Below are 22,828 nucleotides of genomic sequence, written 5' to 3'. Positions count from 1 at the left end.
GCTCACTGCGCATCGATGGATCACGGAAGGCGTGATGATCATGACCCCCCACAGCCGTAAGAATCGCTCCCAGCGGCCGCCTGCCGTCGACAGCATGGCTGTGGTCGAAGGGAGTCTGCCGGGTGCGGAGAGCTCAGTCGCCCAGGCTGCCGTGCTGGAGAAGAACCTGCTGGAGCAGACCGTGAGCCTGCAGGACGCCATCTTCAACAGTGCCAACTTCTCCAGCATCGCAACGGATGCGCAAGGCGTGATTCAGATCTTCAACGTGGGCGCCCAGCGCATGCTGGGATACACCGCTGAAGAGGTCGTGAACCAGGTCACCCCTGCCCAAATGCACGACCCCGAAGAGATCATTCTGCGAGCAGCCCAGCTCAGCCTGGAGTTCGGCACCACAATTAAGCCCGGTTTTGAGGCTCTCGTCTTCAAGGCGAGTCGTGGCATCGAAGATATCTATGAACTCACCGTGGTGCGTAAGGACGGCAGCCGTTTTCCGGCGATCGTTTCGGTGACCGCGCTGCGTGACGTCGATGCCGCCATTATCGGCTACCTGCTGATCGGAACCGACAACACCTCGCGCAAACAGGTGGAGATCGCCCAATCCGTGCTCGACCAGCGGCTGCGCGACCAGCAGTTCTACACGCGTTCGCTGATCGAGTCGAATATCGACGCACTGATGACGACAGACACCATGGGCATCATCTCCGACGTGAACCAGCAGATGATCGAGCTGACCGGACGAACCAGAGACGAGCTCATCGGCGCTCCCTGCCGTAACTTCTTCACTGATCCTGCCCGAGCCGACACTGCGATTCGGCGGGCGCTGGCCGAGAACAGGGTCACCGACTACGAGCTGACGGTGCGAGCGCTCAATGGTGATGAAACGGACGTCTCCTACAACGCGGCCACATTCTACGATCGAGATCGGGTCGTTCAGGGTGTTTTCGCCTCCGCTCGCGATGTCACGGAACGCAAACGGTTTGAGCAGGCGCTCAAGGAAACCAACATCGAGCTGGAGCACGCCAGCCGCATGAAAACTGAGTTTCTGGCCACCATGTCGCACGAACTGCGCACACCGTTGAACGCCATCATCGGCTTCTCCGAAGCGCTGAAAGACGGTCTCATGGGCGACATGAGTGAGTCCCAGCGCGACTATATCGGTGATATTTACACCAGTGGTCATCACCTACTCGCCCTCATCAACGACATCCTCGACCTGTCCAAGGTGGAGGCAGGAATGATGGACATCGAGTTGGAGGCCGTTGACGTGCGCTCGTTGCTGGAACAAAGCCTGCTGATCGTGCGCGATGGCGCCGCGACGCACGGCATCCAGCTTCGATTTGAGGGTGCAGACGACCTCGGCGTTCCGCAGCTTGACATGCGCAAGACGAAACAGATCGTCTACAACCTGCTCTCGAACGCGGTGAAATTCACACCCGACCAGGGTCAGGTCACCCTCATCGCCCAACGCGTACCGCGCAGCGCCGTCGGAAAGATTGACGGCTCCTGGCCCGTTCATGATTTTCCCCTGCCCAAGAGCGGTGTCATGAACTTTCTGGAGATTCGCGTCGTCGATACGGGGATGGGGATCTCGTCGGAGAACATGTCGAAACTGTTCCTGGCGTTCAGCCAGATTGACAGTACCCTGGCCAGACGGTTCGAGGGCACAGGGCTCGGCCTGGCCACGGTCACGCAGATGGTCGGAATTCAGGGCGGCACGGTGGCCGTAGCCAGCGCCGAGGGAGAGGGCGCAAGTTTCGCCGTCTGGCTGCCGCTCGGCACGAACGACCAGATTGCGCCGGAGTGGTCGGCGCCGGGGTTGGAAAAGTCGGAAACCGGCCGGGATCCGGCCCCGGGGACCGATGGGCAGACATCCGGTACGTGCCGGCCGAAACCGCATCCGTTCCAACCGGCCGCTACCGCCACACCGTCATCAACGTCCGACTTGAAAACGGATGGGGTATCGCCCGACCGGGAAGTGTACTCGACCGCGACCGGGCAGCCGACCTCCGAATCCGTGGCTGCGGCACTGAAGTCACAACCGCAGCAGGAGTCCAAGGCGCGCTCCGAGAAGCACGTTGCGCTCGTCATCGAAGACGACGCTAAAGGTGCCGAAGTGCTTCGACTGCTGCTCGAAGCTGAAGGATTTCGCGTCATCGTTGCCCCGAGCGGTGAGGAAGGGCTCGCGATTGCGCCGCACCAGCACCTCAGCCTTATCACACTCGATATCCGCTTGCCGGGGATGGACGGCTGGGGGTTTCTGATTCGACTGCACGAGTTCTCTGACCTTGCCGCTGTGCCTATTGTGATCATTGCGGGGGATACAGACGTCAGCCTCGCGCTCACCCACGGTGCGGCCGCCGTGCTCGAAAAACCGATCAGTCGGGCAGCACTCCAACAATCGCTGAACGTGTTGGGGCTCAGCCCCGATGCCCTGCGCACCCGCCGGGTGTTGGTGGCCGACGACGATCCCGAGACCGTCGACGTTATCGCACGGTTCCTCACTCGACCGGAATATGCCGTGGAACGCGCCTTCACCAAGGACGAGGCCATTGAAATGGCACAACGATTGCATCCCGATCTCGTGCTGCTCAACCTCATGATGGAAGGGTTCAGCGGCTATCAGGTTGTGCTGGCGTTGCAGAGCGACGAGAGCACGGCACACATTCCAGTGCTGATAGTGACCGGCAAGCAGCTCACCGTTCAGGAACTGGCCGCAGTGGAGAGCGACCCAACCCAGCCCGTGCGGATACTTGGAACGGAGAACTTCAACCGAACGGCTTTTATGGCCGAGGTGAAGCGCGCGTTGGCCTCAGGCGACTCATTGGGTCAGTGATGATGTGGCCAGGATTCTGATCGTCGAAGACAACCCCATCAACATGAAGCTCGCCACCCTGCTCGTTCGCCGGGCGGATCACGTGACGTTCGAGGCCGTTGATGCTGAGAGCGGCCTGCTGCTAGCGCACCGCGAAATACCGGACCTGATCCTGATGGACATCCAGTTACCGGGAATGGACGGATTCGCCGCCACCGCCGAATTGAAGAAGAATCCGGTCACCGCCGAGATCCCTGTGATCGCGCTGACCGCGATGGCTATGTCCCGAGACCAGGAGCGGGCACGCGAGGTCGGATGCGATGCCTACATCACCAAACCGCTGCAGTATCAGGAGCTCGAAGACGCAATCAACTGGCTCATGCCCCGCGTCGACGACGAACGCACCGCGGACGAGGCTGGTTCGCTCACCCGCAGTGTTCTGCAGTCGATTGAGTCGCACCGCGAGCTGGCACGGCACAACGCGACGAGAGCGGATAATTTACTCGCGCACCAGGAGCGGGCGACACCTCGTGCTCCGGGCGCTCCCCGCATCCTCGTGGCCGAAGACAACCCGACCAACCAGAAACTCATCGTTTGGCAGCTGAACCTGCTGGGCTACGAGGCGGACATGACAGACAACGGTGCCCTGGCGTTCGCGCGGTGGGCGAGCGGAGACTATGACCTGGTGATCACCGACCTGCACATGCCGGAGATGACCGGCTACGAGCTCGCATCGGCCATTCGAGCAGCCGAGCCACCGGGAATGCGCATGCCAATTCTGGCGATGACCGCGAGCGCAGTGCGCGGCGACGCAGATCACGCCCGCATGGTCGGCATGGACGAGTCCCTCATGCGCCCCCTGCACTTGGCTAAATTGCGCGGCGCCCTGCTGAAATGGTTACCGCTGGAATCCGACCGTTAGCCGAACTACTCGCCGAGGCCCGGACTGCCCAGCGTGCGCCGCAGCAGGATGATCGTTCGTTCGAGCGATTCCGCCAATGACGGGGGCAAAACACGCTCGGCAGCGATGGACCCGTTGTCGGTTGGCGAGAGGCGGTCAAAGTCGGGAATCCACTGCAGGGCCATGAAACGCACCACGCCGAGCATGGCGTGGGTAAGCAGCCCCGCTTGTCCGCGCCGAAAGACACGGTCAGCGTCGCTCTCCGATTGCGGGATCGCAGCGCGTCCGAGGCGCAGGTAGACCAGCTCGGTCACCTCGGAGGTTACCCGGGTCATCCGGTCCATCTGTTCCTGCATGAGCTGGGGATGCAAGCCGAACACCCGGAGGCGGTCCGTGAACAGTTCTTCCTCGATGCCGTCCCGGGGGCCGATCGCGCTCATCAGGGTGAGCACATCGGGCAGCAGGTCGTCGCCGGGGGCTGCGATGAATTCTCGGGCCCGGCTCTCGTCGATGCTGGGCGGTTCAGCGCCGATAATGGCGGCTTTCTTGGTCTTGAAATAGTTGAAGAAGGTGCGCTGTGAGATGCCGCTCTGGCTGCAGATCATGTCCACGGTGACGTTGTCGAAACCGTGTTCCAGAACGAGGCTGACCGCGCTCCGCTCCACGCGCAGGCTCGTTTGGTGATGCTTGTCGTCACGAGTGCGTGTGCGCGGTCTCGGGGTGTCGGTCATGCCTCGTCCTGGTCCATCGGTGTTAACGGTCGGTGCTACTCGTAGCGCAGCGACTCAATCGGATTCTGCTTTGCCGCGCGCTGGGCCGGCAGGGTGCCCGAGAGGAACGCGATCAACATGACCAGCAGGATGACGAAAGCTACCGAAGTCGGCTCGAACAAGAGGATGTTCAGCCCGGGTAGTCCCGACAGCAGGCCCTGTGACAGCACGGCACTCAGCGCGGAGCCGAGCCCGATGGCCACGCCGGCGCCGATGGCGCTGCCGAGGAAGCCGATGACGATCGCTTCGAGGCTGAACAGCGTGTAGACCTTGCCGCCGCTCATTCCCATGGCCTTCATCAGGCCTATCTCGCGGGTGCGTTCCTGCACGCTCATCAGCAGGGTATTGATGATGCCGAATGCAGCTGCGATCAGGGCAATCACGGCGAAGGCGTTGAGCACGCCCACGATGCCGTTGATCACGGTCTGCACGGCGCCCAGCTGGTCTTCGATGGTGTTCGCGGTGTAGCCCTCGGTGGCGAGGTCTGCCTTGAGCGCGGTCACGGCATCCGCTGACAGCGCCTTGTCGAAGTGGGCGACGGCCACGCCGTAGCTCGTGACTGCCGTCTCGATGCCGCCGGACTGCGCGTCGGCCAATTCGGCGATGAGCGCATCGTTCGCGCCGGCGCCGGCAGCGAGCAGGCTCTCCAGCGAGACGCCCACGATGGTGGCGTTCACGGTGTGCTGCTCGCCGAGAATATCGGTGATTCCGATCGAAACGGATGCCCCCACTGCGTCATCCGCCGAGGCGAACCCGAGCGGAGTCACGAAGGTGTCGGGCAGTACGAGCTGGGCCTCGCTGGCGCTGCCATCGAGCTGCGCGCCGGCGGTGAGGTCGGCCGTGGTGACGGCGGAGGTGGCGTTGATGCTGAACTCGTACTGCGTGCCGGTGCCGTATTCGATGTAGTCGGGCTGCACCGATCGAATCGGATCGACCGAGACGATGCCGGCGGTGTCGGCGATTTTGGTGAGGTCGGTGTCCGTCAGCGCCTTGGTCGTGGTGCCGGGAGGACCCTGCTGGCTGGACACCGACGCTGAACTGCCAGCGTTGTACTTTACCGGGCCGTCGCCGGCCGTGGTGGCGTCGCTGGCCTGCGTGATGATGAATACGTCGGGGGCGCCAAGGGCACCCACCTGGGCGTCGACGTACTGGCTGACGCCGGCGCCGACTGCGTTGGTGAGGGTGAGCGTGAACGCACCAACGAAGATGGCCAGAACGGTCAGGGTCGTGCGGAGTTTGCTGCGAAAGGTGTTGGAGATCGCGGTGGCGACGAGGTCTTTGGTTCTCATTCTGCGCCTCCGGCGGTGCTGAGTGCTTCCGGGGTGACGAGCGCGTGGGCCCCGGTGTGGGTCAAACCGGTGTGGGTCGATGTGGTCTGCGACACGACGAGTCCGTCGCGAATGTAAATTTGACGGTCACAACGGGCGGCGAGGTCCTCGTCGTGAGTGACGATGACCAGGGTGATGCCCTGGCTGCGATTGAGTTCGAACAGAATGTCTTCGACCACGGCTCCCGTGGCGGTGTCGAGGTTTCCGGTGGGTTCGTCGGCGAAGATCACGCGCGGCGCATTGACCAGGGCGCGACCGATCACGACGCGCTGCTTCTGACCACCCGAGAGGGTCGTGGCCTTGTTGCCGGCCTTGTCGGCCAGTTCGAGCTGTTCGAGCACTTCCATGCCGCGCTTGCGGCGCTCCTTGCCGCCCATGCCGGCAATCTTCAGCGGCAGGATGACGTTGTCGAGCACACTCACGTTGGGCGTGAGAAAGAACTGCTGAAAGACGAAGCCGAACTCCTTGTTGCGCAGCCCGTTGACCGCGCACTTGGACAGCGACTTGGCGTCTCGACCGGCGACCTGCAGTGTTCCCTCATCGGGTTCGTCGAGCAGGGCGAGTAGGTGCATGAGGGTGGACTTGCCCGACCCGCTCTTTCCGACGATCGCCAAGGTCTCGCCGGGTGCGATCTGAACGGACACCCCTTTCAGAGCGTCGAAACGGCTCGCACCCGACCCGTAGGATTTCTCCAGGCCTTGCGCATCAATTACCCACTGGCTGTCCATCGGTTTCCCTCGGTTCTGGTGGCCCACGCGGGCCACAATTACAGTAACTGCACTATAATTTGCAGTTGCTGCAAGTTGGCTGAGGGGAGGCCGATTCCGAGCGGATGCTCGGTGCGGCTCGGCCTACAGATCGAGGCTGTCGCCCGGTTCCAGTGGGAAGAACTCGCCCCCGCCGAGTTTCGTCACGTTCTCGTATCGGGAATTGGACAGGTCTTTTCCGGCTCGGGACAGCAACATTTCGTGGGTGGGGAAGCTGCGCTTGGGCTTGATGGCGAAAATGAAGTCCATCGCCTCGCTCATTTTCATCCAGGGGGCCGCGGCCGGCACGGCGAGCGTGCCGATCTCCACTCCCTCTGGAATTGTGAAGGCGTCGCCGGCGTAATACAGCTCCTCGTTGACGAGTACCCCGACGTTGTCGATGACCGGGATCGATTCGTGGATGACCGCGTGGGTGGCGCCGAAGAAGCGCAGGGTGAACGGCTCGACCTCGATGACGTCGCCGGCCTTGACGATGGTGACCGGGGTGTCGCTGAGATTGGAGGCCGCGATGGCCCGAGCGACACCGGCCGGAGCGAAAATGCTGAGGTCAGGATTCATTTCGATGATGCGGGTGAGCTGCTCGGGAGTCCAGTGGTCAGCGTGCTCGTGGGTGATCACCACGGCGACCGCACCGGCCGTGCCGGTGAGCGCCGTGGTGAACGAACCGGGGTCGATGTAGAGCTTTTTGCCCGAGAGTTCGACGATGAGCGCGGCATGCTCCAGCTTGGTCAGTTTCATGCTCCGAGCTAACCCCGATTCGAGTCGTGGCGCAACAGCATCCGCTTTCCTGAAGGGTGCTGGCAGCAGTCGCGACGCGCCGCGCGCACTCAGTTTGGAAGTGCGCTCAACTGTGTGGCATACTCGGTAAGTTGCAAAAACGGCCCCATCGTTTAGCGGCCTAGGACATCGCCCTCTCACGGCGGTAACGCGGGTTCGAATCCCGCTGGGGTCACAATTGCCCGGTTGCCTTCTCGTGTAGGTGCCGGGCGCTCGTTGGTTAAGGGAGTGCTTCAGCCTGTATAGGCTCATAGTCATGGCCACAGTCATTCTCGTGCGGCACGGCCGCACCACCGCCAATGCCACCGGAATGCTGGCCGGGCGCACCCTCGGAGTTAGCCTCGACGAGGTCGGGCGCGAGCAGGCGGCCCGCGCGGGGGAGCGGCTCGCCGCGGTGCCGCTGGTCGGCGTGGTCTCCAGCCCGCTGGAACGGTGCCAGGAGACCTCGAGCCTGATCCTTCTGCACCAGGCCGGTTCACCGGTCAGCTCGATTGACGCGGACATCACCGAATGCGACTACGGAAACTGGCAGGGTCGCTCGCTCAGCGAGCTTGCGCTGGAAAAGCTGTGGGCGGTTGTGCAGACGCAGCCGTCGGCTGCCGTTTTTCCCGGGGGCGAGTCGATGGCGACTATGCAGGCCCGGTCGGTTGCCGCCATCCGACGCCAGGACGCGTTCTTTGAGACGCAGCATGGGCCGGACGCCGTGTGGGTCGCGGTCAGCCACGGTGACATCATCAAGTCGATCCTGGCCGACGCGCTCGGCATGCACCTGGACCTGTTCCAGCGCATCTCGGTCGGTCCGGCCTCGGTGTCGATCGTGCGCTACGGGCTGAGCCGACCCAATGTCATTGCCACCAATACCGACGCCGGTGACCTGTCCTGGCTGCGTACGACTGCAGGCGGGGACGACGCGCCGGTTGGCGGCGGGGCCGGTCCTGATGCGCCACAGACATTGCGCTCGTAAAATAGTCGTATGCCCACAATTGTTCACGAATTTGACTGGCCCGATCGAGTCGTCGTCGGCACCGTCGGCGTGCCCGGATCTCGCACGTTCTACCTGCAGGTGCGCACGGGAGCCCAAATCGTCAGCATCGCCCTCGAGAAACAGCAATCCGAGCTGCTCGCCGAGAAGATCGACGAGCTGCTCGAGCAGCTGACGACGCACGAGGGCAACTCGTTCAGCGTGCCAGCCAGCACGCCGATCGAACTGGTCGACAACGACCCGCTCGAGCAACCGGTCGATGAGCAGTTTCGCACCGGCACCATGACCCTGGGCTGGGACCCGAGTACCGCGCAGGTGGTGATCGAGGCGTTTCCGCTCGTGGACGACGAGGACGACCCCGACGCGGCTAGCCGAGAGGCGGCGGAAATGCTGGTCGTGCGCATTCCGGTGGGTTCCGCGCAGGCCTTCGCCATGCGTACCCGCGAGGTCGTCGGGGCCGGTCGCCCCATTTGTGCGCTCTGCGGCACTCCCATCGATGCCGCCGGGCACGTCTGCGCCCTGCCCGGCGAACGCTGACAGCCATGCAGCCCGACCTCAAGAACGCGGAGCTCGGGCTCACGGGCCGCATCCGCACAGCGTCCAATGCGACCTTCCTCGGGCGCATCGACGATGTCGTGGTTGTTTACAAGCCGATGGCCGGTGAACGGCCGCTCTGGGACTTTCCGGGCGCAATCCTTGCCCACCGTGAGGCTGCGGCGTACCTGGTCTCGGAGGCGCTCGGCTGGAATGTGGTGCCGCGTACCTGGTTGCGCGACGGCCCCGGCGGTGTTGGCATGGTGCAGCTCTGGCAGGACTCCGACCCGGACCAGGCAGCGGTCGACCTTGTCTTGACCGACGCTGTACCGGATGCCGGCTGGCGCCGGGTTTTCGACGGACGGGACGAGGAGGACCGCGCGGTCACCCTCATCCACGAAGATTCGGCGGCCCTGCGCCGCATGGCGGTCTTCGACATCGTCGTGAACAACGCCGATCGCAAGGGCGACCACATTTTGGCCATGCCAGACGGCCATCGCTTCGGCGTCGATCACGGCCTCACCTTTCACGTCGACGACAAACTGCGGACGGTCTTGTGGGGATGGCTGGGTGAGGCTCTCACACTTGACGAGTTGGCCGGCGTTGAACGGGTGCGTTCGCAACTGTTGGGCCAGCTCGGCGAGAAGCTCGCCGGGTTGATTACCGGGCCCGAGGTCGCGCAGCTCGCCGCACGCTGCGATCTCTTGATCGCCGAGCCCCGGTTTCCCGCCCCGCGCGGTGGCCAGACCGCCGTGCCCTGGCCACTGTTCTAGGGGGCCGAGCGTCCGCTCGCGAATCGTAAAACGCGGCTGTCAGTGCGAATTCAGGTTCGCACGCACTTCCGACGCAGGACACTAGCGCTGGGTTAGCTGGCGCAGAGTCGCCAGAGCGAGGTGACCTCGTTCGCACGCACCGCGTGCAGCGAATCGCTCGCGTCGGTCGCGCGGGCGTGCACGGCGGGCGCGTCGAGTACCCCGATCACCCGCAGGCCGGCCGCATCGATGACCTTGAGCAGATCGTCGCGGGAGCGCAGCCCCACCAGTTCGGCAAAATCGGAGAGCACGAGCCACACCTCGCCGCCGGGCTGCAAATGGTCACGCACACCGGCCAGAAAACCCTTGAGCATGCGCGAACCGGGGTCGTAGACCGCCGCGTCGAGCAGTGAGTGCGCGGTCGCCGGAATCCACGGTGGGTTGCACACGATGAGGTCGGCACGCCCCTCGGGAAAGAGATCGCCCAACTGCACCTCAACACGTTTAGAGAGCCCGAGTTGCGCCATCGTTTCGCGAGCGGATGCGACGGCTCGCGGCTCGATATCCGTCGCGATCACCCGCGGCACGCCCCGGGTCGCCAGCACAGCCGCGAGCACCCCGGTTCCGGTGCCGATGTCGAAGGCGAGGTTCGGCGCGGCGAGCGGAGCCGTCGCGACGAGGTCGACGTATTCACTACGCACCGGAAAGAACGTGCCGTAGTGGGGATAGATCGACGCGTTCAGCGCGGCAACCGGAATGCCCTTGGTGCGCCACTGGTGCGCTCCGATTGTGCCGAGCACCTCGTGCAGCGACACAACGGATGCCTCCGAGATGCTCCCATAAGCGTCGACCGTGGCCGCGACCACGTCGGGAGCGCGCCGCAACCCGATGATGTTGCCGGCCTGCATCGGAACGAGGAGCAGGCCGAGGATCCGGGCCCGATGCGAACGATTCTGCCGATACCGGTAGAACAACTCGCCGGTCGTGCGCTGGGATTTGTCGGGACGTGGCCGAGTGCGGTGCTCCAGCGCCGTCAGAATCTGGCGGGCGTTCTGAAAGTCCCCGCTCCAGAGCATGGCAACGCCCTGCGAAGCCAGCCGGTACGCGGCATCCGCTGTGATGGTGTCGTCAACGGGCACGACGCTCGAGGGGGCTGGTGCGCCATTGGCCGAACGCCAGAGTGCTGAGGCCGGAATGTCTTCCTGAGCCCAGTGAACGTGGGCGGGGTCGTCGGCTGAGGTAGTCATCGAACCCGGTGCATAGTCATAACCTTCAATTATAGATCGCTGCCGCGGCGGTGTCGCGAGGGTTGTCACCGCCGGCTGGGACGCACCAGGGCCTGACTCTGAGGGCTTGTATACGTGGTGAGTCACCCGGCTGGGGCGTAGACGGGTATTCTCCCCTCGTAGTGGGTGGCTCCATCGCCGGGGTAATACCCACACGTACGTCAGGCTGGAACTTCGGTAGTCCGACGACTCGTTGCTCTCCGAGAAACTCCACCGGGGATGGCGTACGAACTCGTATGTCGTTCTGGGCAACTCGGCCGTCACGATCAGCGACGCGGGGAGCGTCCAGGGCACCTTCGGCTCCGACCTGGGTGTGTCCAGTCCAACCGGGTCTACACCAATACGGGAACGCTCTCGGGCGTGGGTGCCATCAACCTGCGGAACGCAGCGGCGCAGCGCGCGCAGTCTGATCTCACCACAGCGCACACCGCCGCACTGGCCTTGATCGGGAACTACATTCTTTCGGGAGAGTTGGCTGGAAAGACCCTTCTGCCGGGGATTCACACCGCTGACAGCAATGTCACGCTGACCGGCAATGTCACTCTTGACGCGGGCGGCGACCCCGATGCCATCTTCATCATGGTGCCGCACGGCGCATTCGACACCGCAGCGAATGCCGAAGTGGTTCTGGCCAACGGTGCGCAGGCCGGAAACGTCTACTGGTTCATCGGCGCGGCCTTCACCATTGCGGCTAACGCCCAATTCAGCGGTCGGGTCATCGGCGGCACGGCCGGTACCCTCTCGGCGGGCTCCGTGCTGCACGGTCAGCTGCTCACGACGGGAACAGCGATCACCCTCAGCGCGGCGGCACGAATCATCAACGATGCCCCCTCTGGCACGGCCACCACGAATTGGCTCGATCAGACCCTCGGAGCTATGACAGACGGAGTCTCCTACTCCGACCGTCTCTCGGTCGTGTCGTCCGACAATAGATCGGTCGGCGCTGAGGACGTGGCCTGGGCAGTGACAGCGGGCCAACTACCACCCGGGATCTCCCTGGATCCCGTCACCGGAACGGTGGCGGGAACGCGAACTGACTCGGCCAGCTACTCCTGGTCGATCACCGCCACGATCGTTGGCAATATTCGTATTACAAAGTCGTTTTCCACCGAGGACGTGAGCGTCCCGACCGTGATGATCACCGGCGGGGCCATTCTCCTCACCAACGACTCGACACCGACGATCTCCGGCACAACCGATGCCCCCGACGGAAGCGCGGTATCCGTGCTGATCGACGGCGTTACCGCCACGTCGACCGTTACAGAGGGTGCATTCTCGGTGCCCGTGACCAACCTCGGTGCCGATGGTTCCTACGCGGCCGTCGTTACCATCACCGTCACCGGCGCGACCGGAACGGCGAGCCAGACCATCACTCTCGACACGACAGCGCCGACGGTGGCCATCGCCGGTGGTTCGTCGCTGACGACCGCGGATGGCACGCCGACGATTTCGGGTACGACGGATGCCCCTGTCGGTACGGCGGTCACCGTGGTGGTTGCGGGTCAAACGCTGACCTCCACCGTTGTTGCGGGTGGTACTTGGTCGGTGACGGCGGCGGCCCTCGTCGAGGGCGGGCACACCATCACTGTCTCCGTCACGGATCTTGCAGGCAATACCGGCACGGCCATCCAGACCATCAGGGTCGACACCACCAAACCCTCGCTGGCCATCATCACGGGTTCCACGCTGATCAACGATTCCACGCCGACCATCTCGGGCACAACGGATGCCGCCAACGGCACCGTCGTCACCGTCACCGTGGCCGATCAGACCCTGTTCGCGACCGTTTCCGACGGCGCATGGTCGGTCACGGCCGGCGCACTCAGTGACGGCAATCACCTGGTTTCCGCTGTGGTCACGGACCCGGCGGGTAACAGCCAAACGGCAACGCAGGCCTACTCCGTCGACACCGTCGCACCGATCGTGTCCATTTCCGGAGGGTCCGCACTCACCAACGCCGATACGACACCGACCATTTCGGGCACGTCCAATGCACCCGTCGGCACCGCGGTATCCGTTTCAGTGGGCACCCAGACGCTCGCCGCCACGGTCATCGCGGGGGGCACGTGGTCAGTGGCCGCCGGGGCGCTCGTCGAGGGCGATCACACCATCACGGCCTCGATCACGGATGCCGCCGGTAACACGGGTGTCGCTCTTCAGGTCTACACGGTGGTCGCGGCACCCGACGTGACTGTCATCGGGGGCGCGGCAGCAGCATCCAACGATCCAGCACCGACCTTCGTCGGTACCTCGACGGCTGCGGCCGGATCGGCAGTGACCGTGACGATCGATGGCCAGGTTCTTAGAACGACCGTGACGGCTGCCGGAACCTGGTCGGTCGAATCGGCCGAAATTTCTGCCGATGGTAATTTCACCGTCGACGTGACCGTGGTGGACCGCGTAACGAACCTCCCGGCAACGTCGACCCAGGTCTTCACGATCGACACGACCGCACCCGCGGTGGCCGTGACCGTGGCCCCGGCGGGTCGAACGCGCGACACCACGCCGACACTGTCGGGAACAACGGATGCCCCGGTCGGCGCGACCGTGTCGGTCACGGTGGCCGGGCAGGTGTTGAGCGCTACGGTGCAGGTCGGTGGCGTCTGGACGGTTGAGCCCGGTGTGCTCGCCGACGGAAACGTAGACGTCGTCGTCACAGCCGAGGACACGTATGGAAATGCGCGCTCGGCTAGCCATAGTTTCGTGGTGGCCACGACGCCACCACAGAACACAACGCTCGAACAAACCGTTGAGGAGGGTGCACTGCAGTCACTCGCTGTCACTGGTGCCGATTTCGATCCGGGGGAGTCCGTTCAAGTGTGGATTCATTCCACACCCGTGCTGCTGTCAACCGTCACAGCTGATGCCAACGGCAGCATCGTGACCCGCGTCATCGTTCCCGAGGCGACAGCGGCCGGCCTGCACCACATCGTGATAATCGGCGTGACTTCTTCGACCGCACAGCTGGCGTCGGAGACCATTACCGTCATCAACTCGGGCACCAAGAATGCCAGCGTTGCAGCGGTCGCCCCGGAGATGACCGAACTCGCCCGCTCGGGATTTGAAGCGCCAGGGATCGGCGGCGCGGCATTCCTGCTGCTGCTGGCCGGTGTTCTCCTGCTGATCCTGCGACGGGACATTCGGAAAACTCACCACCGCATCAATCCGTAAGAACGCCGGCATACCCGGAAATCTTCGACCGCGCGCGCGCCCGCCCGCCACACTGTTAGAATTTTGCAAGCGAAGGGGAGTATCCCTCTGGGCCCGATCGGGTTCTATGTCGCGATCGTCAATACGGGCCGCGCTGTCGGGGCCCCGGTCGCGGTGGTATCGATTGGTTCCGGTTGGGTCCTATTGGTGCGGGAGAGACTTTCGGGTTCCGTAACACCCGACTCCCGTTATTTCTTGAAAGGCCCCCCGTGGAACTCGCTCTCCCTCTCTGGTTCGAGGCTGGATCACTGGTCGTTCTGACCCTGATTCTCGTCGCCGACCTGCTCATCGTCTACAAGCGCCCGCACGTGCCGAGCATGCGCGAGGCTGGCCTGTGGGTGGCGTTCTATGTGACCCTGGCGCTGATCTTCGCACTGCTCATGCTGCTGCTCGGTGACGCCGAGCATGCCGGGCAGTTTCTCGCCGGCTGGCTCACCGAGTACAGCCTGTCGATCGACAACCTCTTCGTCTTCGTGATCATCATGGCGCGGTTCTCGGTACCGCGAAAATACCAGCAAGAAGTGCTGATGGTGGGCATCATCATCGCCCTCGTGCTGCGCGGAATCTTCATTCTCGCCGGCGCCCAGCTGATCGAAAGCTACGCCTGGATCTTCTACATCTTCGGGGCGTTCCTCTTCTACACCGCCGTCAAGCAGGCGTTCTCCAACGAGGAAGAAACCGAGGACAAAGAGAACGCGGTCATCCGGCTGCTGCGTCATCGAATCCGTATCTCGTCAGAATTCGACGGTTCCAAGGTGCGAACCCGAATCGATGGCAAAAAGGTCTTCACCCCGATGCTGATCGTGTTCATCGCGATCGGCACCACCGACCTCATCTTCGCGCTCGACTCGATTCCGGCGATCTTTGGCATCACCCAGAGCCCCTTCATCGTGTTCACGGCCAACATCTTCGCTCTCATGGGCCTGCGCCAGTTGTACTTCCTGCTCGGCGGACTGCTCGAACGGCTCGAATACCTCAAGTACGGCATCGCGGTCATCCTTGCTTTCATCGGCGTTAAGCTCGTGCTGCACGCAATGCACACCAACGAAGTAATCTTCATCAACGGCGGCGAAAACATCGAGTGGGCCCCGGAGATCGACACCTGGACGTCGCTCGGCGTGATCATCGGTAGCATGGCCGTGGCCACCATCGCGAGCCTGATCAAGGCGCGTCACGATGCCAAGAAGCGTGGTCACACGCTGGCCGAGGAGATTTCGGCGACCGCCAAGGAATGACGAATAGAGGCCGGGCACCGGCGAACGGAGGGTTCTTATGACTCTGAACCAGCAGAGCACGATTGAACTCTCCACCGCCACCGCCCGCCTCTTTTTCAGCGCACGCACCGACGTCGGCAGCGTGCGCACGGTGAATGAAGACAGCCTTCTGGCACAGTCACCGGTCTTTCTGGTGGCCGATGGTATGGGCGGCCACGCGCAGGGTGAGGTCGCCAGCCAGACCGTGTTGCGGGTGTTCGACGAGCACATCGCGCGCGATCTGCCGTCGACTCCGGAGCGCATACTCGACGCCATCCACTCCTCGAACGACGCCGTGCGCGATCTCAGCGCAGCCGACGACTACGGCACCGCAGTGTCGGGCACGACCCTTGCCGGCATCGCTTTCGTCGACGCCGGCGATGACGTCGGCTATCACTGGATGGCCTTCAACGTCGGCGATTCCCGCGTCTACACCTGGACCGACGGGGTTCTGAGCCAGCTGTCAGTCGACCATTCCGCGGTGCAGGAAATGCTGGACGCCGGACTGATCTCCACCGAGGACGCTGAGAAGCATCCAGAGCGCAACGTCATCACCCGCGCGATCGGCGCTGACGAATTCGTCGATGCCGACGTTTGGCTGCTGCCGGCCCTGGGGGAGCAGTCCTTTCTGATCTGCTCCGACGGGCTGACCAAGGAACTCGACGACGCGGCGATCGCGCGGGTCCTGGCTATGGACATCCGCTTGGATGGGCACGGGCGCAGCGTCGCCGACATTCTCGTCGCTGAGGCCATCGAGCATGGCGGGCGTGACAACGTGAGCGTCGTCTACGTGGAGTCGGCGTTCGACTGACCGCTGGCGAGGCCGGCGGCTGGACGAGGTGTTACCCTGAATCCGTGGTGAGCCGACTTCTTCTGTGCCGCGACGAGTCCCTGTCCTGAGGCCTCCCTCGTCGCGGAGTTCGGCGTGGCTGCCATCGATTCGTGAGGAAGACGCTCAAAATGACCAACGCAATACCCACTTCGGAACAACATTCCAGCACCGGCCTGCGCACGCTGGCTGAAAAGGTCTGGGACAAGCACCTCGTCAGCAAGGGCGAGAACGGCACGCCAGACCTCATTTACATCGACCTGCACCTGCTGCACGAGGTCACCAGCCCCCAGGCCTTCGACGGTCTACGCCTGGCCAATCGACCGCTGCGCCGTCCTGATCTGACCATCGCGACCGAAGACCACAACACGCCGACGCTGGCCATCGACAAGCCCATTGTCGACCTGACCAGCCGCACCCAGATCGAGACCCTGCGTCGCAACTGCGCCGAATACGGTGTGCGCCTGCACTCGCTCGGTGACATCGAGCAGGGCATCGTGCACGTCGTCGGCCCGCAGCTCGGCCTGACCCAGCCCGGCATCACCGTGGTCTGCGGTGACTCGCACACCTCCACCCACGGCGCCTTCGGCGCCATGGCGCTCGGCATCGGCACGAGCGAGGTCGAGCACGTCATGGCCACCCAGACACTGCCGCTGAACCCGTTCAAGACCATGGCCATCACGGTCAACGGCGCCCTGCGCACCGGGGTCACCGCGAAGGACATCATCCTCGCCGTGATCGCCAAAATCGGCACCGGCGGGGGAGCCGGCTACGTGCTCGAATATCGTGGTGAGGCCATTCGCGCCCTCTCCATGGAGGGGCGCATGACCATCTGCAACATGTCGATCGAGGCCGGCGCCCGCGCCGGCATGGTGGCCCCCGACCAGGTCACCTACGACTACCTCGAAGGGCGTGCCCACGCGCCCCGTGGCGCCGACTGGGATGCTGCCGTCGCCTACTGGCAGACCTTGGCCACCGATGAGGGCGCCAGCTTCGACGCCGAGGTCATCATCGACGCCAACGAGCTCGAACCCTTCGTCACCTGGGGCACCAACCCCGGCCAGGGCGTGTCCCTGAGCGGATCCGTTCCGAACCCCGCCGACATCATCGACGCCAACGAGCGCTCGGCGGCCGAGCGGGCCCTGGAATATATGGACCTCGCGGTCGGCACCCCGATGAAGGACATTCGGGTCGACACCGTTTTTCTCGGTTCCTGCACGAACAGCCGGGTCGAAGACCTGCGCGCCGCCGCAGAGATCATCAAGGGCAAGACCAAGGCCGAGGGACTGCGCATGATGGTTGTCCCCGGCTCGGCCCGGGTGCGCATCGAGGCCGAAGCCGAGGGGCTCGACAAGATCTTCCTCGATTTCGGTGCCGAATGGCGGTTCGCCGGCTGTTCGATGTGCCTCGGGATGAATCCCGACCAGCTCGAACCCGGAGAGCGCTGCGCCTCCACCAGTAACCGAAACTTTGAGGGACGACAGGGCAAGGGTGGCCGTACCCACCTGGTGTCACCGCTCGTCGCGGCAGCCACGGCCATTCGCGGCACGCTCTCGAGCCCGTGGGACCTCGTTCAGGATGGAGACTAAGTAGCATGCAGAAATTCACCACCGTCACCGGAGTCGCGGTGCCGCTGCGCCGTTCCAACGTCGACACTGACCAGATCATCCCGGCCGTGCACCTCAAGCGCGTCACGCGCACCGGCTTTGAAGACGCGCTCTTTGCGGCTTGGCGCCTCGACCCCGACTTCGTCATCAATAAGAAGGAATACCAGGGCGGTCGCGTGCTCATCGCCGGAGCCGACTTCGGCATCGGCTCTTCACGCGAACACGCCGTCTGGGCCCTGCGCGACTACGGCTTCGACGTCGTGCTCAGCCCCCGATTCGGCGACATCTTTCGCGGCAACTCCGGCAAGCAGGGTCTGCTCGCCGGCCAGATCAGCGAAGCGGATGCCGAAACCCTGTGGAACCTGATCGAGAGCGACCCGGGTATCGAACTGACCGTGGATCTGGTGAGTAAAACAGTGCGTGTCGGGGATCTGACCGTGAATTTCGAAATCGACGATTACACTAGATGGCGGCTGCTCGAAGGTCTCGATGACATCGGCCTGACCCTGCGTGACGAAGCGCGGATCAATGAATTCGAAGCGACGCGAGAGCCGTGGTTGCCCCGAACCCTTCCCGCGCTGTCGCCGGAATCAATCTCCAAGTAACACGAAGACAGGTATTTTGTGAGCACTCTCAGCGAAGCCCGACGTGATCAAGAGGCGAAGAATTTGAATGACGCCAGGCAGCACGACGATGCGAACGAACGCGGGAGTGCCCAGAACCACGGGGCAGCTGTTGGCCTCACCGCCGACAAGATCACCATCCGCGGCGGTATTCCGCTGGTCGGCCGCATCGAGGTGAAGGGGGCGAAGAACCTCGTCACCAAGGCCATGGTCGCCGCGCTGCTCGGTGAAACCCCGAGCGTGCTCAAGGACGTTCCGAACATCAGCGATGTTCGGATCGTTCGGGGCCTGCTCGAGGTGCACGGCGTCAAGGTGACCGAGGGCGCCGAGCCGGGCGACCTCATCCTCGACCCGGTCGACGTGGAGAGCGCGCACTTCGCCGCGATCGATGCGCACGCCGGCTCGAGCCGCATCCCGATCCTGTTCTGCGGACCGCTGCTGCACCGACTGGGCGAGGCGTTCATCCCTGACCTCGGCGGTTGCCGCATCGGCGACCGACCGATCGACTTTCACCTCGAGGTGCTGCGCAAGTTTGGTGCCGTCGTCGAGAAACAGCCCAACGGCATCCGCATGTCGGCACCGAACGGTCTCAAGGGTGCCAAGCTCGAACTGCCGTACCCGAGCGTTGGGGCCACAGAGCAGGTGCTGCTCACCGCGGTGCGTGCCGACGGCATCACCGAACTCAAGGGCGCGGCAATCGAGCCCGAGATCATGGATCTCATCAATATTTTGCAGAAGATGGGTGCCATCATCACGGTCGACACCGACCGGGTGATTCGCATCGAGGGCGTGGACCGCCTCATGGGCTACAACCACCGCGCACTGTTTGACCGCAACGAGGCCGCCAGCTGGGCTGCTGCCGCCCTCGCCACCGACGGTGACATCTTCGTCGGCGGCGCCCGCCAGCCCGAAATGATCACCTTCCTCAACGTCTTCCGAAAGGTCGGTGGTGCTTTCGACATCTGCGACGACGGCATCCGCTTTTATCACCCGGGCGGCGATCTGAAGCCTGTCATCATCGAAACGGATGTTCACCCCGGCTTCATGACGGACTGGCAGCAGCCGCTCGTCATCGCCCTCACCAAGGCACACGGCACGTCGATCGTGCACGAGACCGTCTACGAGCAAAGGTTCGGCTTCGTTGACGCCCTCGTGGAAATGGGCGCGACCATTCAGATTCACAAGGAATGCCTCGGCGGCCACCCCTGCAGGTTCGGGCAGCGCAACTTCAACCACTCGGCCGTCATCACCGGCCCGACCAAACTGCACGGCGCTGACATCGTTGTGCCCGACCTGCGCGGCGGCTTCAGCCATCTGATCGCGGCACTCAGCGCCGAGGGCACCAGTACGGTCAGCAACGTGGGAATCATCAGCCGAGGCTATGAGAACTTCATCGGCAAGCTGCGGCTTTTGGGGGCGGACTTCGATCTCGAAGGATAATAGGCGCGTGCCAGAAAATAAAGACGTGCCAGCATCCCCCGAGTCAGCCGAGTCGCCTACCCGAAGCCGTTCGGAAAAGAGCCGGCCCTCGGCGTTCTGGATTCTCGCCGGGCTGATCCTGCCAGTGATGAACCTCGCGGCCCGGTACGAGATCGTCGACGCCCACAAGTTCCCGCGCAGCGGTGCGTTCGTCTTCTCGCCCAACCACTACAGCGAGATCGACCCCGTGGTCATGGGCGTCGTGGCCTGGAAGCTGGGGCGGCTGCCGCGGTTTCTGGCGAAGGCATCCGTTTTCAAGATTCCGGTCATCGGCTGGGTTCTGACCAAATCTGGCCAGATTCCGGTGCAGCGCGGCGGATCGGTGCGCGGCAGTGAACCGGTCAAGGCCGCCCAGCGTCTGGTCGAAAAGGGCCAGATCGTGGTCGTCTACCCGGAAGGCTCGCTCACCCGCGACCCCGACTTGTGGCCGATGCGGGGCAAGACCGGAGCGGTGCGCATCGCGCTCGAGCAGGGCATTCCGATCGTGCCGGCCGCCCACTGGGGCACCCAGAAGTTGATGCCGCGGTATTCCAAGAAGATCAGCCTGTTTCCGCGCAAGACCATTCGGGTGAAAATTGGCGACCCGCTCGACCTCGCCCAGTTTCGGGGGCGCAGCCTCGATACCGCCACGCTCAACGAGGCGACGGCCGTCGTGATGGTCGCCATCACTGCGTTGCTCGAAGACCTGCGCGGCGAAAAGGCTCCGGTCAAGCGCTGGAACCCGTCGGAGCACAACCAGAAAGAGACCGGCCGTTTTGAAGCCTAGAACCCCCCAGCTGCTCAAGATCCAACCAGGCACCCGGGTGGCCGTTCTCGGCGCCGGTAGTTGGGGAACCACCTTCGCCAAAATTCTGACGGATGGCGGGGCCGACGTCGTTCTGTGGGCCCGCCGCCCCGAGTTGGCCCGCGAAATCTCCGAAGCCCGCCGTAACAGCGACTACCTGCCCGGCGTGAACCTACCGTTGGGCCTGCGCGCCACGAGCCGCCTCGACCTCGCACTGGCCGGCGCTGAAATGGTCTTCGTCTCCGTGCCCAGCCAGTCCCTGCGGGAGAACCTCAAGCAGGTCGAACCGTACCTGGCCGCGAACGCGATCGTCGTCTCGCTCATGAAGGGCGTCGAGCGCTCCACCGGCATGCGCATGAGCACGGTGATCGAAGAGGTGCTGAGCATCGACCCCGCTCGCATTGCCGCGATCAGCGGGCCGAACCTGGCGCTCGAAATCGCCAAGGAGCAGCCCACGGGGGCTGTCGTCTCCTCGGTGAGCCTGGAAACCGCGCAGGCCGTGGCCAAACTGGCCACCAACCGCTATTTTCGTTCGTACATCAACACCGACGTCATCGGCACCGAATTCGGTGGCGTGCTGAAGAACCTCATTGCGGTTGCCATCGGCATCGTCGACGGTGTCGGCTTTGGCGAAAACACCAAGGCCTCGATCATCACCCGTGGTCTGGTCGAAATGACGGACTTCGCTGTGGCCTACGGCGCGCAGGCCGAGACGCTGGCCGGCCTGGCCGGTCTCGGTGACCTCATCGCCACCTGCCAGTCGCCGCTGTCCCGCAACAATACGGCCGGGCGACTGCTCGGCCAGGGTTACAGCATCAACGACGTCGTCAAGCAGATGCAGCAGACCACCGAAGGCCTCGCCTCGGTGAAGCCCGTTCTCGAACTTGCCCGCGCCAAGGGCGTTGACATGCCCATCGTCGAACAGGTACGCCAGGTGCTCGACGGCACACTCAATCCCCGCGACATTGCGCCGCACCTAACAACAGACTCCGGCGAACCGCAGGGCGAAAGGACACTTGACGATGGACAAGCTCACGGTGGTGCTTCTCTTTGGAGGGCGTTCCAGCGAACACTCGATCAGCTGCGCCACGGCGGGCGGAGTGCTGGCAGCCCTCGACCCTGATCGCTACACGGTCATTCCGGTGGGAATCACCCGTGACGGTGCGTTTGTGTTGGAAGACAACGACCCAGCCAAGTTCGCCCTGAACGCGTCCGCGTTGCCCGTTGTCGCCGACAACGGAACGCGGGTGCGCTGGCCGGAGAGCGCAGCGAGCCGGGAACTGACCGTCGTCGACGCGTCGGGTGTGCGCTCGCTCGGCACCGTCGACCTCATATTCCCGATCTTGCATGGACCGTTTGGCGAAGACGGAACGATCCAAGGCATGCTCGATCTGCTCGGCCTGCCGTATGTCGGCTCGGGAGTGCTCGCATCCGCTTTGGGTATGGACAAACACTTTGCCAAGACCGTGTTCCAGCAGGCGGCACTACCGGTAGCGCCGTGGCGCACCCTGACAGCGGATGACTGGGCGCAGGCCCCCGGAACCGCCTACGCCGCCCTCGAGCACTTGGGTCTGCCCGCGTTCGTCAAGCCGGCGCGCGCGGGTTCCAGCGTCGGCGTCAGCCGGGTGTCGACGCCCGAGCAACTGGCCGAGGCCATGACGGTGGGGCTCGCCGAGGACAACAAGGTCTTGATCGAATCCGGGCTCATCGGCCGGGAACTCGAAATTGCCGTGCTGCAGGGACGCCCGGGGGAGCCGACCCGCGCCTCCGTGGCCGGCGAGGTCGTCGTGACCGGCCGTGACTTCTACGACTTTGCCGCGAAATACCTCGACGCACCGGGGGTCGACCTGGTCTGCCCCGCTCTCTTGTCGGACGAGGAGCTGGCAGAGGTGCAACAGCTGGCGATTCGGGCGTTCGAAGCCATCGGCGGCGCCGGCCTGGCCCGGGTGGACTTCTTTCTCACGCAGGCCGGCTGGGTGATCAACGAGATCAACACCATGCCCGGCTTCACGAGCATCTCGATGTTCCCGAGCTGCTGGCTCGCCAGCGGCTACACCTACCCCGAGCTGGTCGGCGAACTCATCGCGGTGGCCATCGCCCACGCCCGCCACGGTTCCTGACCCGATCGCCACCA

The 22,828-nt window shown here is 63.9% G+C and carries 19 protein-coding genes and 1 tRNA gene; 15 read left to right on the top strand and 5 right to left on the bottom strand.

Annotation, left to right across the window (positions count from 1 at the left end; all coding sequences use genetic code 11):
• Positions 1-40 precede the first annotated feature (40 nt).
• A complete protein-coding gene (locus BLS91_RS13345) occupies positions 41-2,833 on the top strand; it encodes a response regulator (RefSeq protein WP_134505128.1) in 2,793 nt (930 codons plus the stop codon).
• Positions 2,834-2,837: 4 nt separating this feature from the next.
• Positions 2,838-3,734: a response regulator gene (locus BLS91_RS13340; RefSeq protein WP_092341247.1), complete on the top strand. Its 897-nt coding sequence runs from the start codon at positions 2,838-2,840 to the stop codon at positions 3,732-3,734.
• Between the two features lie 5 nt (positions 3,735-3,739).
• Here BLS91_RS13340 and BLS91_RS13335 read toward each other — a convergent pair whose 3' ends face one another.
• The 4 genes from BLS91_RS13335 to BLS91_RS13320 all read right to left on the bottom strand — a co-directional run bounded on the left by BLS91_RS13335 (position 3,740) and on the right by BLS91_RS13320 (position 7,316).
• Positions 3,740-4,444: a TetR family transcriptional regulator gene (locus tag BLS91_RS13335; protein ID WP_092341246.1), complete on the bottom strand. Its 705-nt coding sequence runs from the start codon at positions 4,442-4,444 to the stop codon at positions 3,740-3,742.
• Positions 4,445-4,479: 35 nt separating this feature from the next.
• Complete coding sequence (locus tag BLS91_RS13330; protein ID WP_092341245.1) at positions 4,480-5,772, bottom strand: ABC transporter permease; 1,293 nt, start codon at positions 5,770-5,772, stop codon at positions 4,480-4,482.
• The gene (locus tag BLS91_RS13325) at positions 5,769-6,539 is read right to left on the bottom strand and encodes an ABC transporter ATP-binding protein (protein WP_092341244.1); all 771 of its coding nucleotides are present in this window, start codon (positions 6,537-6,539) and stop codon (positions 5,769-5,771) included. The genes BLS91_RS13330 and BLS91_RS13325 overlap by 4 nt, the downstream gene beginning before the upstream one ends.
• A 123-nt stretch (positions 6,540-6,662) precedes the next feature.
• A complete protein-coding gene (locus tag BLS91_RS13320) occupies positions 6,663-7,316 on the bottom strand; it encodes an MBL fold metallo-hydrolase (protein WP_092341243.1) in 654 nt (217 codons plus the stop codon).
• Between the two features lie 141 nt (positions 7,317-7,457).
• On the opposite strand from BLS91_RS13320, the gene BLS91_RS13315 reads away from it, so the two are divergent.
• The 4 genes from BLS91_RS13315 to BLS91_RS13300 all read left to right on the top strand — a co-directional run bounded on the left by BLS91_RS13315 (position 7,458) and on the right by BLS91_RS13300 (position 9,644).
• Positions 7,458-7,530, top strand: a tRNA-Glu gene (locus tag BLS91_RS13315).
• An 81-nt stretch (positions 7,531-7,611) separates the two neighbouring features.
• Positions 7,612-8,319, top strand: coding sequence for a histidine phosphatase family protein (locus BLS91_RS13310; protein WP_092341242.1), 708 nt, complete (start codon positions 7,612-7,614; stop codon positions 8,317-8,319).
• A gap of 9 nt (positions 8,320-8,328) precedes the next feature.
• Positions 8,329-8,874 carry a DUF3090 domain-containing protein gene (locus BLS91_RS13305; RefSeq protein WP_092341241.1) on the top strand — a complete coding sequence of 182 codons (546 nt, stop codon included), beginning with the start codon at positions 8,329-8,331 and terminating at the stop codon, positions 8,872-8,874.
• Between the two features lie 5 nt (positions 8,875-8,879).
• Positions 8,880-9,644 carry an SCO1664 family protein gene (locus BLS91_RS13300; protein WP_092341240.1) on the top strand — a complete coding sequence of 255 codons (765 nt, stop codon included), beginning with the start codon at positions 8,880-8,882 and terminating at the stop codon, positions 9,642-9,644.
• A 92-nt stretch (positions 9,645-9,736) separates the two neighbouring features.
• Here the strand turns inward: BLS91_RS13300 and BLS91_RS13295 are convergent, their stop codons facing one another.
• Positions 9,737-10,870, bottom strand: a complete 1,134-nt coding sequence (locus BLS91_RS13295) for a methyltransferase (protein WP_092341239.1) — start codon at positions 10,868-10,870, stop codon at positions 9,737-9,739.
• Positions 10,871-11,128: 258 nt separating this feature from the next.
• Between BLS91_RS13295 and BLS91_RS13290 the strand changes: the two genes are divergently transcribed.
• The 9 genes from BLS91_RS13290 (at position 11,129) to BLS91_RS13250 (ending at position 22,814) form a co-directional block, all read left to right on the top strand.
• Positions 11,129-14,080, top strand: coding sequence for an Ig-like domain-containing protein (locus BLS91_RS13290; protein ID WP_092341238.1), 2,952 nt, complete (start codon positions 11,129-11,131; stop codon positions 14,078-14,080).
• Between the two features lie 248 nt (positions 14,081-14,328).
• On the top strand, positions 14,329-15,354 hold the full coding sequence (locus BLS91_RS13285; RefSeq protein ID WP_092341237.1) for a TerC family protein: 1,026 nt from the start codon (positions 14,329-14,331) through the stop codon (positions 15,352-15,354).
• Positions 15,355-15,391: 37 nt separating this feature from the next.
• The gene (locus tag BLS91_RS13280; protein WP_092341236.1) at positions 15,392-16,183 is read left to right on the top strand and encodes a PP2C family protein-serine/threonine phosphatase; all 792 of its coding nucleotides are present in this window, start codon (positions 15,392-15,394) and stop codon (positions 16,181-16,183) included.
• A gap of 149 nt (positions 16,184-16,332) precedes the next feature.
• A complete protein-coding gene (leuC, locus tag BLS91_RS13275) occupies positions 16,333-17,790 on the top strand; it encodes a 3-isopropylmalate dehydratase large subunit (RefSeq protein ID WP_092341235.1) in 1,458 nt (485 codons plus the stop codon).
• 5 nt (positions 17,791-17,795) lie between these two features.
• The gene (gene leuD / locus BLS91_RS13270; RefSeq protein ID WP_092341234.1) at positions 17,796-18,413 is read left to right on the top strand and encodes a 3-isopropylmalate dehydratase small subunit; all 618 of its coding nucleotides are present in this window, start codon (positions 17,796-17,798) and stop codon (positions 18,411-18,413) included.
• 150 nt (positions 18,414-18,563) lie between these two features.
• Positions 18,564-19,871 carry a UDP-N-acetylglucosamine 1-carboxyvinyltransferase gene (gene murA, locus BLS91_RS13265; protein WP_233197242.1) on the top strand — a complete coding sequence of 436 codons (1,308 nt, stop codon included), beginning with the start codon at positions 18,564-18,566 and terminating at the stop codon, positions 19,869-19,871.
• 7 nt (positions 19,872-19,878) lie between these two features.
• Positions 19,879-20,676: a lysophospholipid acyltransferase family protein gene (locus BLS91_RS13260; RefSeq protein WP_233197236.1), complete on the top strand. Its 798-nt coding sequence runs from the start codon at positions 19,879-19,881 to the stop codon at positions 20,674-20,676.
• On the top strand, positions 20,666-21,817 hold the full coding sequence (locus BLS91_RS13255) for an NAD(P)H-dependent glycerol-3-phosphate dehydrogenase (RefSeq protein ID WP_233197235.1): 1,152 nt from the start codon (positions 20,666-20,668) through the stop codon (positions 21,815-21,817). The genes BLS91_RS13260 and BLS91_RS13255 overlap by 11 nt, the downstream gene beginning before the upstream one ends.
• The gene (locus tag BLS91_RS13250) at positions 21,717-22,814 is read left to right on the top strand and encodes a D-alanine--D-alanine ligase family protein (protein ID WP_092341231.1); all 1,098 of its coding nucleotides are present in this window, start codon (positions 21,717-21,719) and stop codon (positions 22,812-22,814) included. The genes BLS91_RS13255 and BLS91_RS13250 overlap by 101 nt, the downstream gene beginning before the upstream one ends.
• Positions 22,815-22,828: the final 14 nt, after the last annotated feature.

Origin of the sequence: Cryobacterium flavum (assembly GCF_900103805.1) — a bacterium.
Taxonomy (GTDB): Bacteria; Actinomycetota; Actinomycetes; order Actinomycetales; family Microbacteriaceae; genus Cryobacterium; species Cryobacterium flavum.
This window is presented reverse-complemented; position numbering and strand designations above follow the sequence as displayed.

Excerpts from the sequence above, each read along its gene's own strand:
- BLS91_RS13345 (WP_134505128.1), top strand. The coding sequence starts at position 41 with ATGACCCCCCACAGCCGTAAGAATCGCTCCCAGCGGCCGCCTGCCGTC.
- BLS91_RS13335 (WP_092341246.1), bottom strand. The coding sequence starts at position 4,444 with ATGACCGACACCCCGAGACCGCGCACACGCACTCGTGACGACAAGCAT.
- BLS91_RS13330 (WP_092341245.1), bottom strand. The coding sequence starts at position 5,772 with ATGAGAACCAAAGACCTCGTCGCCACCGCGATCTCCAACACCTTTCGC.
- BLS91_RS13325 (WP_092341244.1), bottom strand. The coding sequence starts at position 6,539 with ATGGACAGCCAGTGGGTAATTGATGCGCAAGGCCTGGAGAAATCCTAC.
- BLS91_RS13320 (WP_092341243.1), bottom strand. The coding sequence starts at position 7,316 with ATGAAACTGACCAAGCTGGAGCATGCCGCGCTCATCGTCGAACTCTCG.
- BLS91_RS13310 (WP_092341242.1), top strand. The coding sequence starts at position 7,612 with ATGGCCACAGTCATTCTCGTGCGGCACGGCCGCACCACCGCCAATGCC.
- BLS91_RS13305 (WP_092341241.1), top strand. The coding sequence starts at position 8,329 with ATGCCCACAATTGTTCACGAATTTGACTGGCCCGATCGAGTCGTCGTC.
- BLS91_RS13300 (WP_092341240.1), top strand. The coding sequence starts at position 8,880 with ATGCAGCCCGACCTCAAGAACGCGGAGCTCGGGCTCACGGGCCGCATC.
- BLS91_RS13295 (WP_092341239.1), bottom strand. The coding sequence starts at position 10,870 with ATGACTACCTCAGCCGACGACCCCGCCCACGTTCACTGGGCTCAGGAA.
- BLS91_RS13290 (WP_092341238.1), top strand. The coding sequence starts at position 11,129 with ATGGCGTACGAACTCGTATGTCGTTCTGGGCAACTCGGCCGTCACGAT.
- BLS91_RS13280 (WP_092341236.1), top strand. The coding sequence starts at position 15,392 with ATGACTCTGAACCAGCAGAGCACGATTGAACTCTCCACCGCCACCGCC.
- leuC (WP_092341235.1), top strand. The coding sequence starts at position 16,333 with ATGACCAACGCAATACCCACTTCGGAACAACATTCCAGCACCGGCCTG.
- leuD (WP_092341234.1), top strand. The coding sequence starts at position 17,796 with ATGCAGAAATTCACCACCGTCACCGGAGTCGCGGTGCCGCTGCGCCGT.
- BLS91_RS13250 (WP_092341231.1), top strand. The coding sequence starts at position 21,717 with ATGGACAAGCTCACGGTGGTGCTTCTCTTTGGAGGGCGTTCCAGCGAA.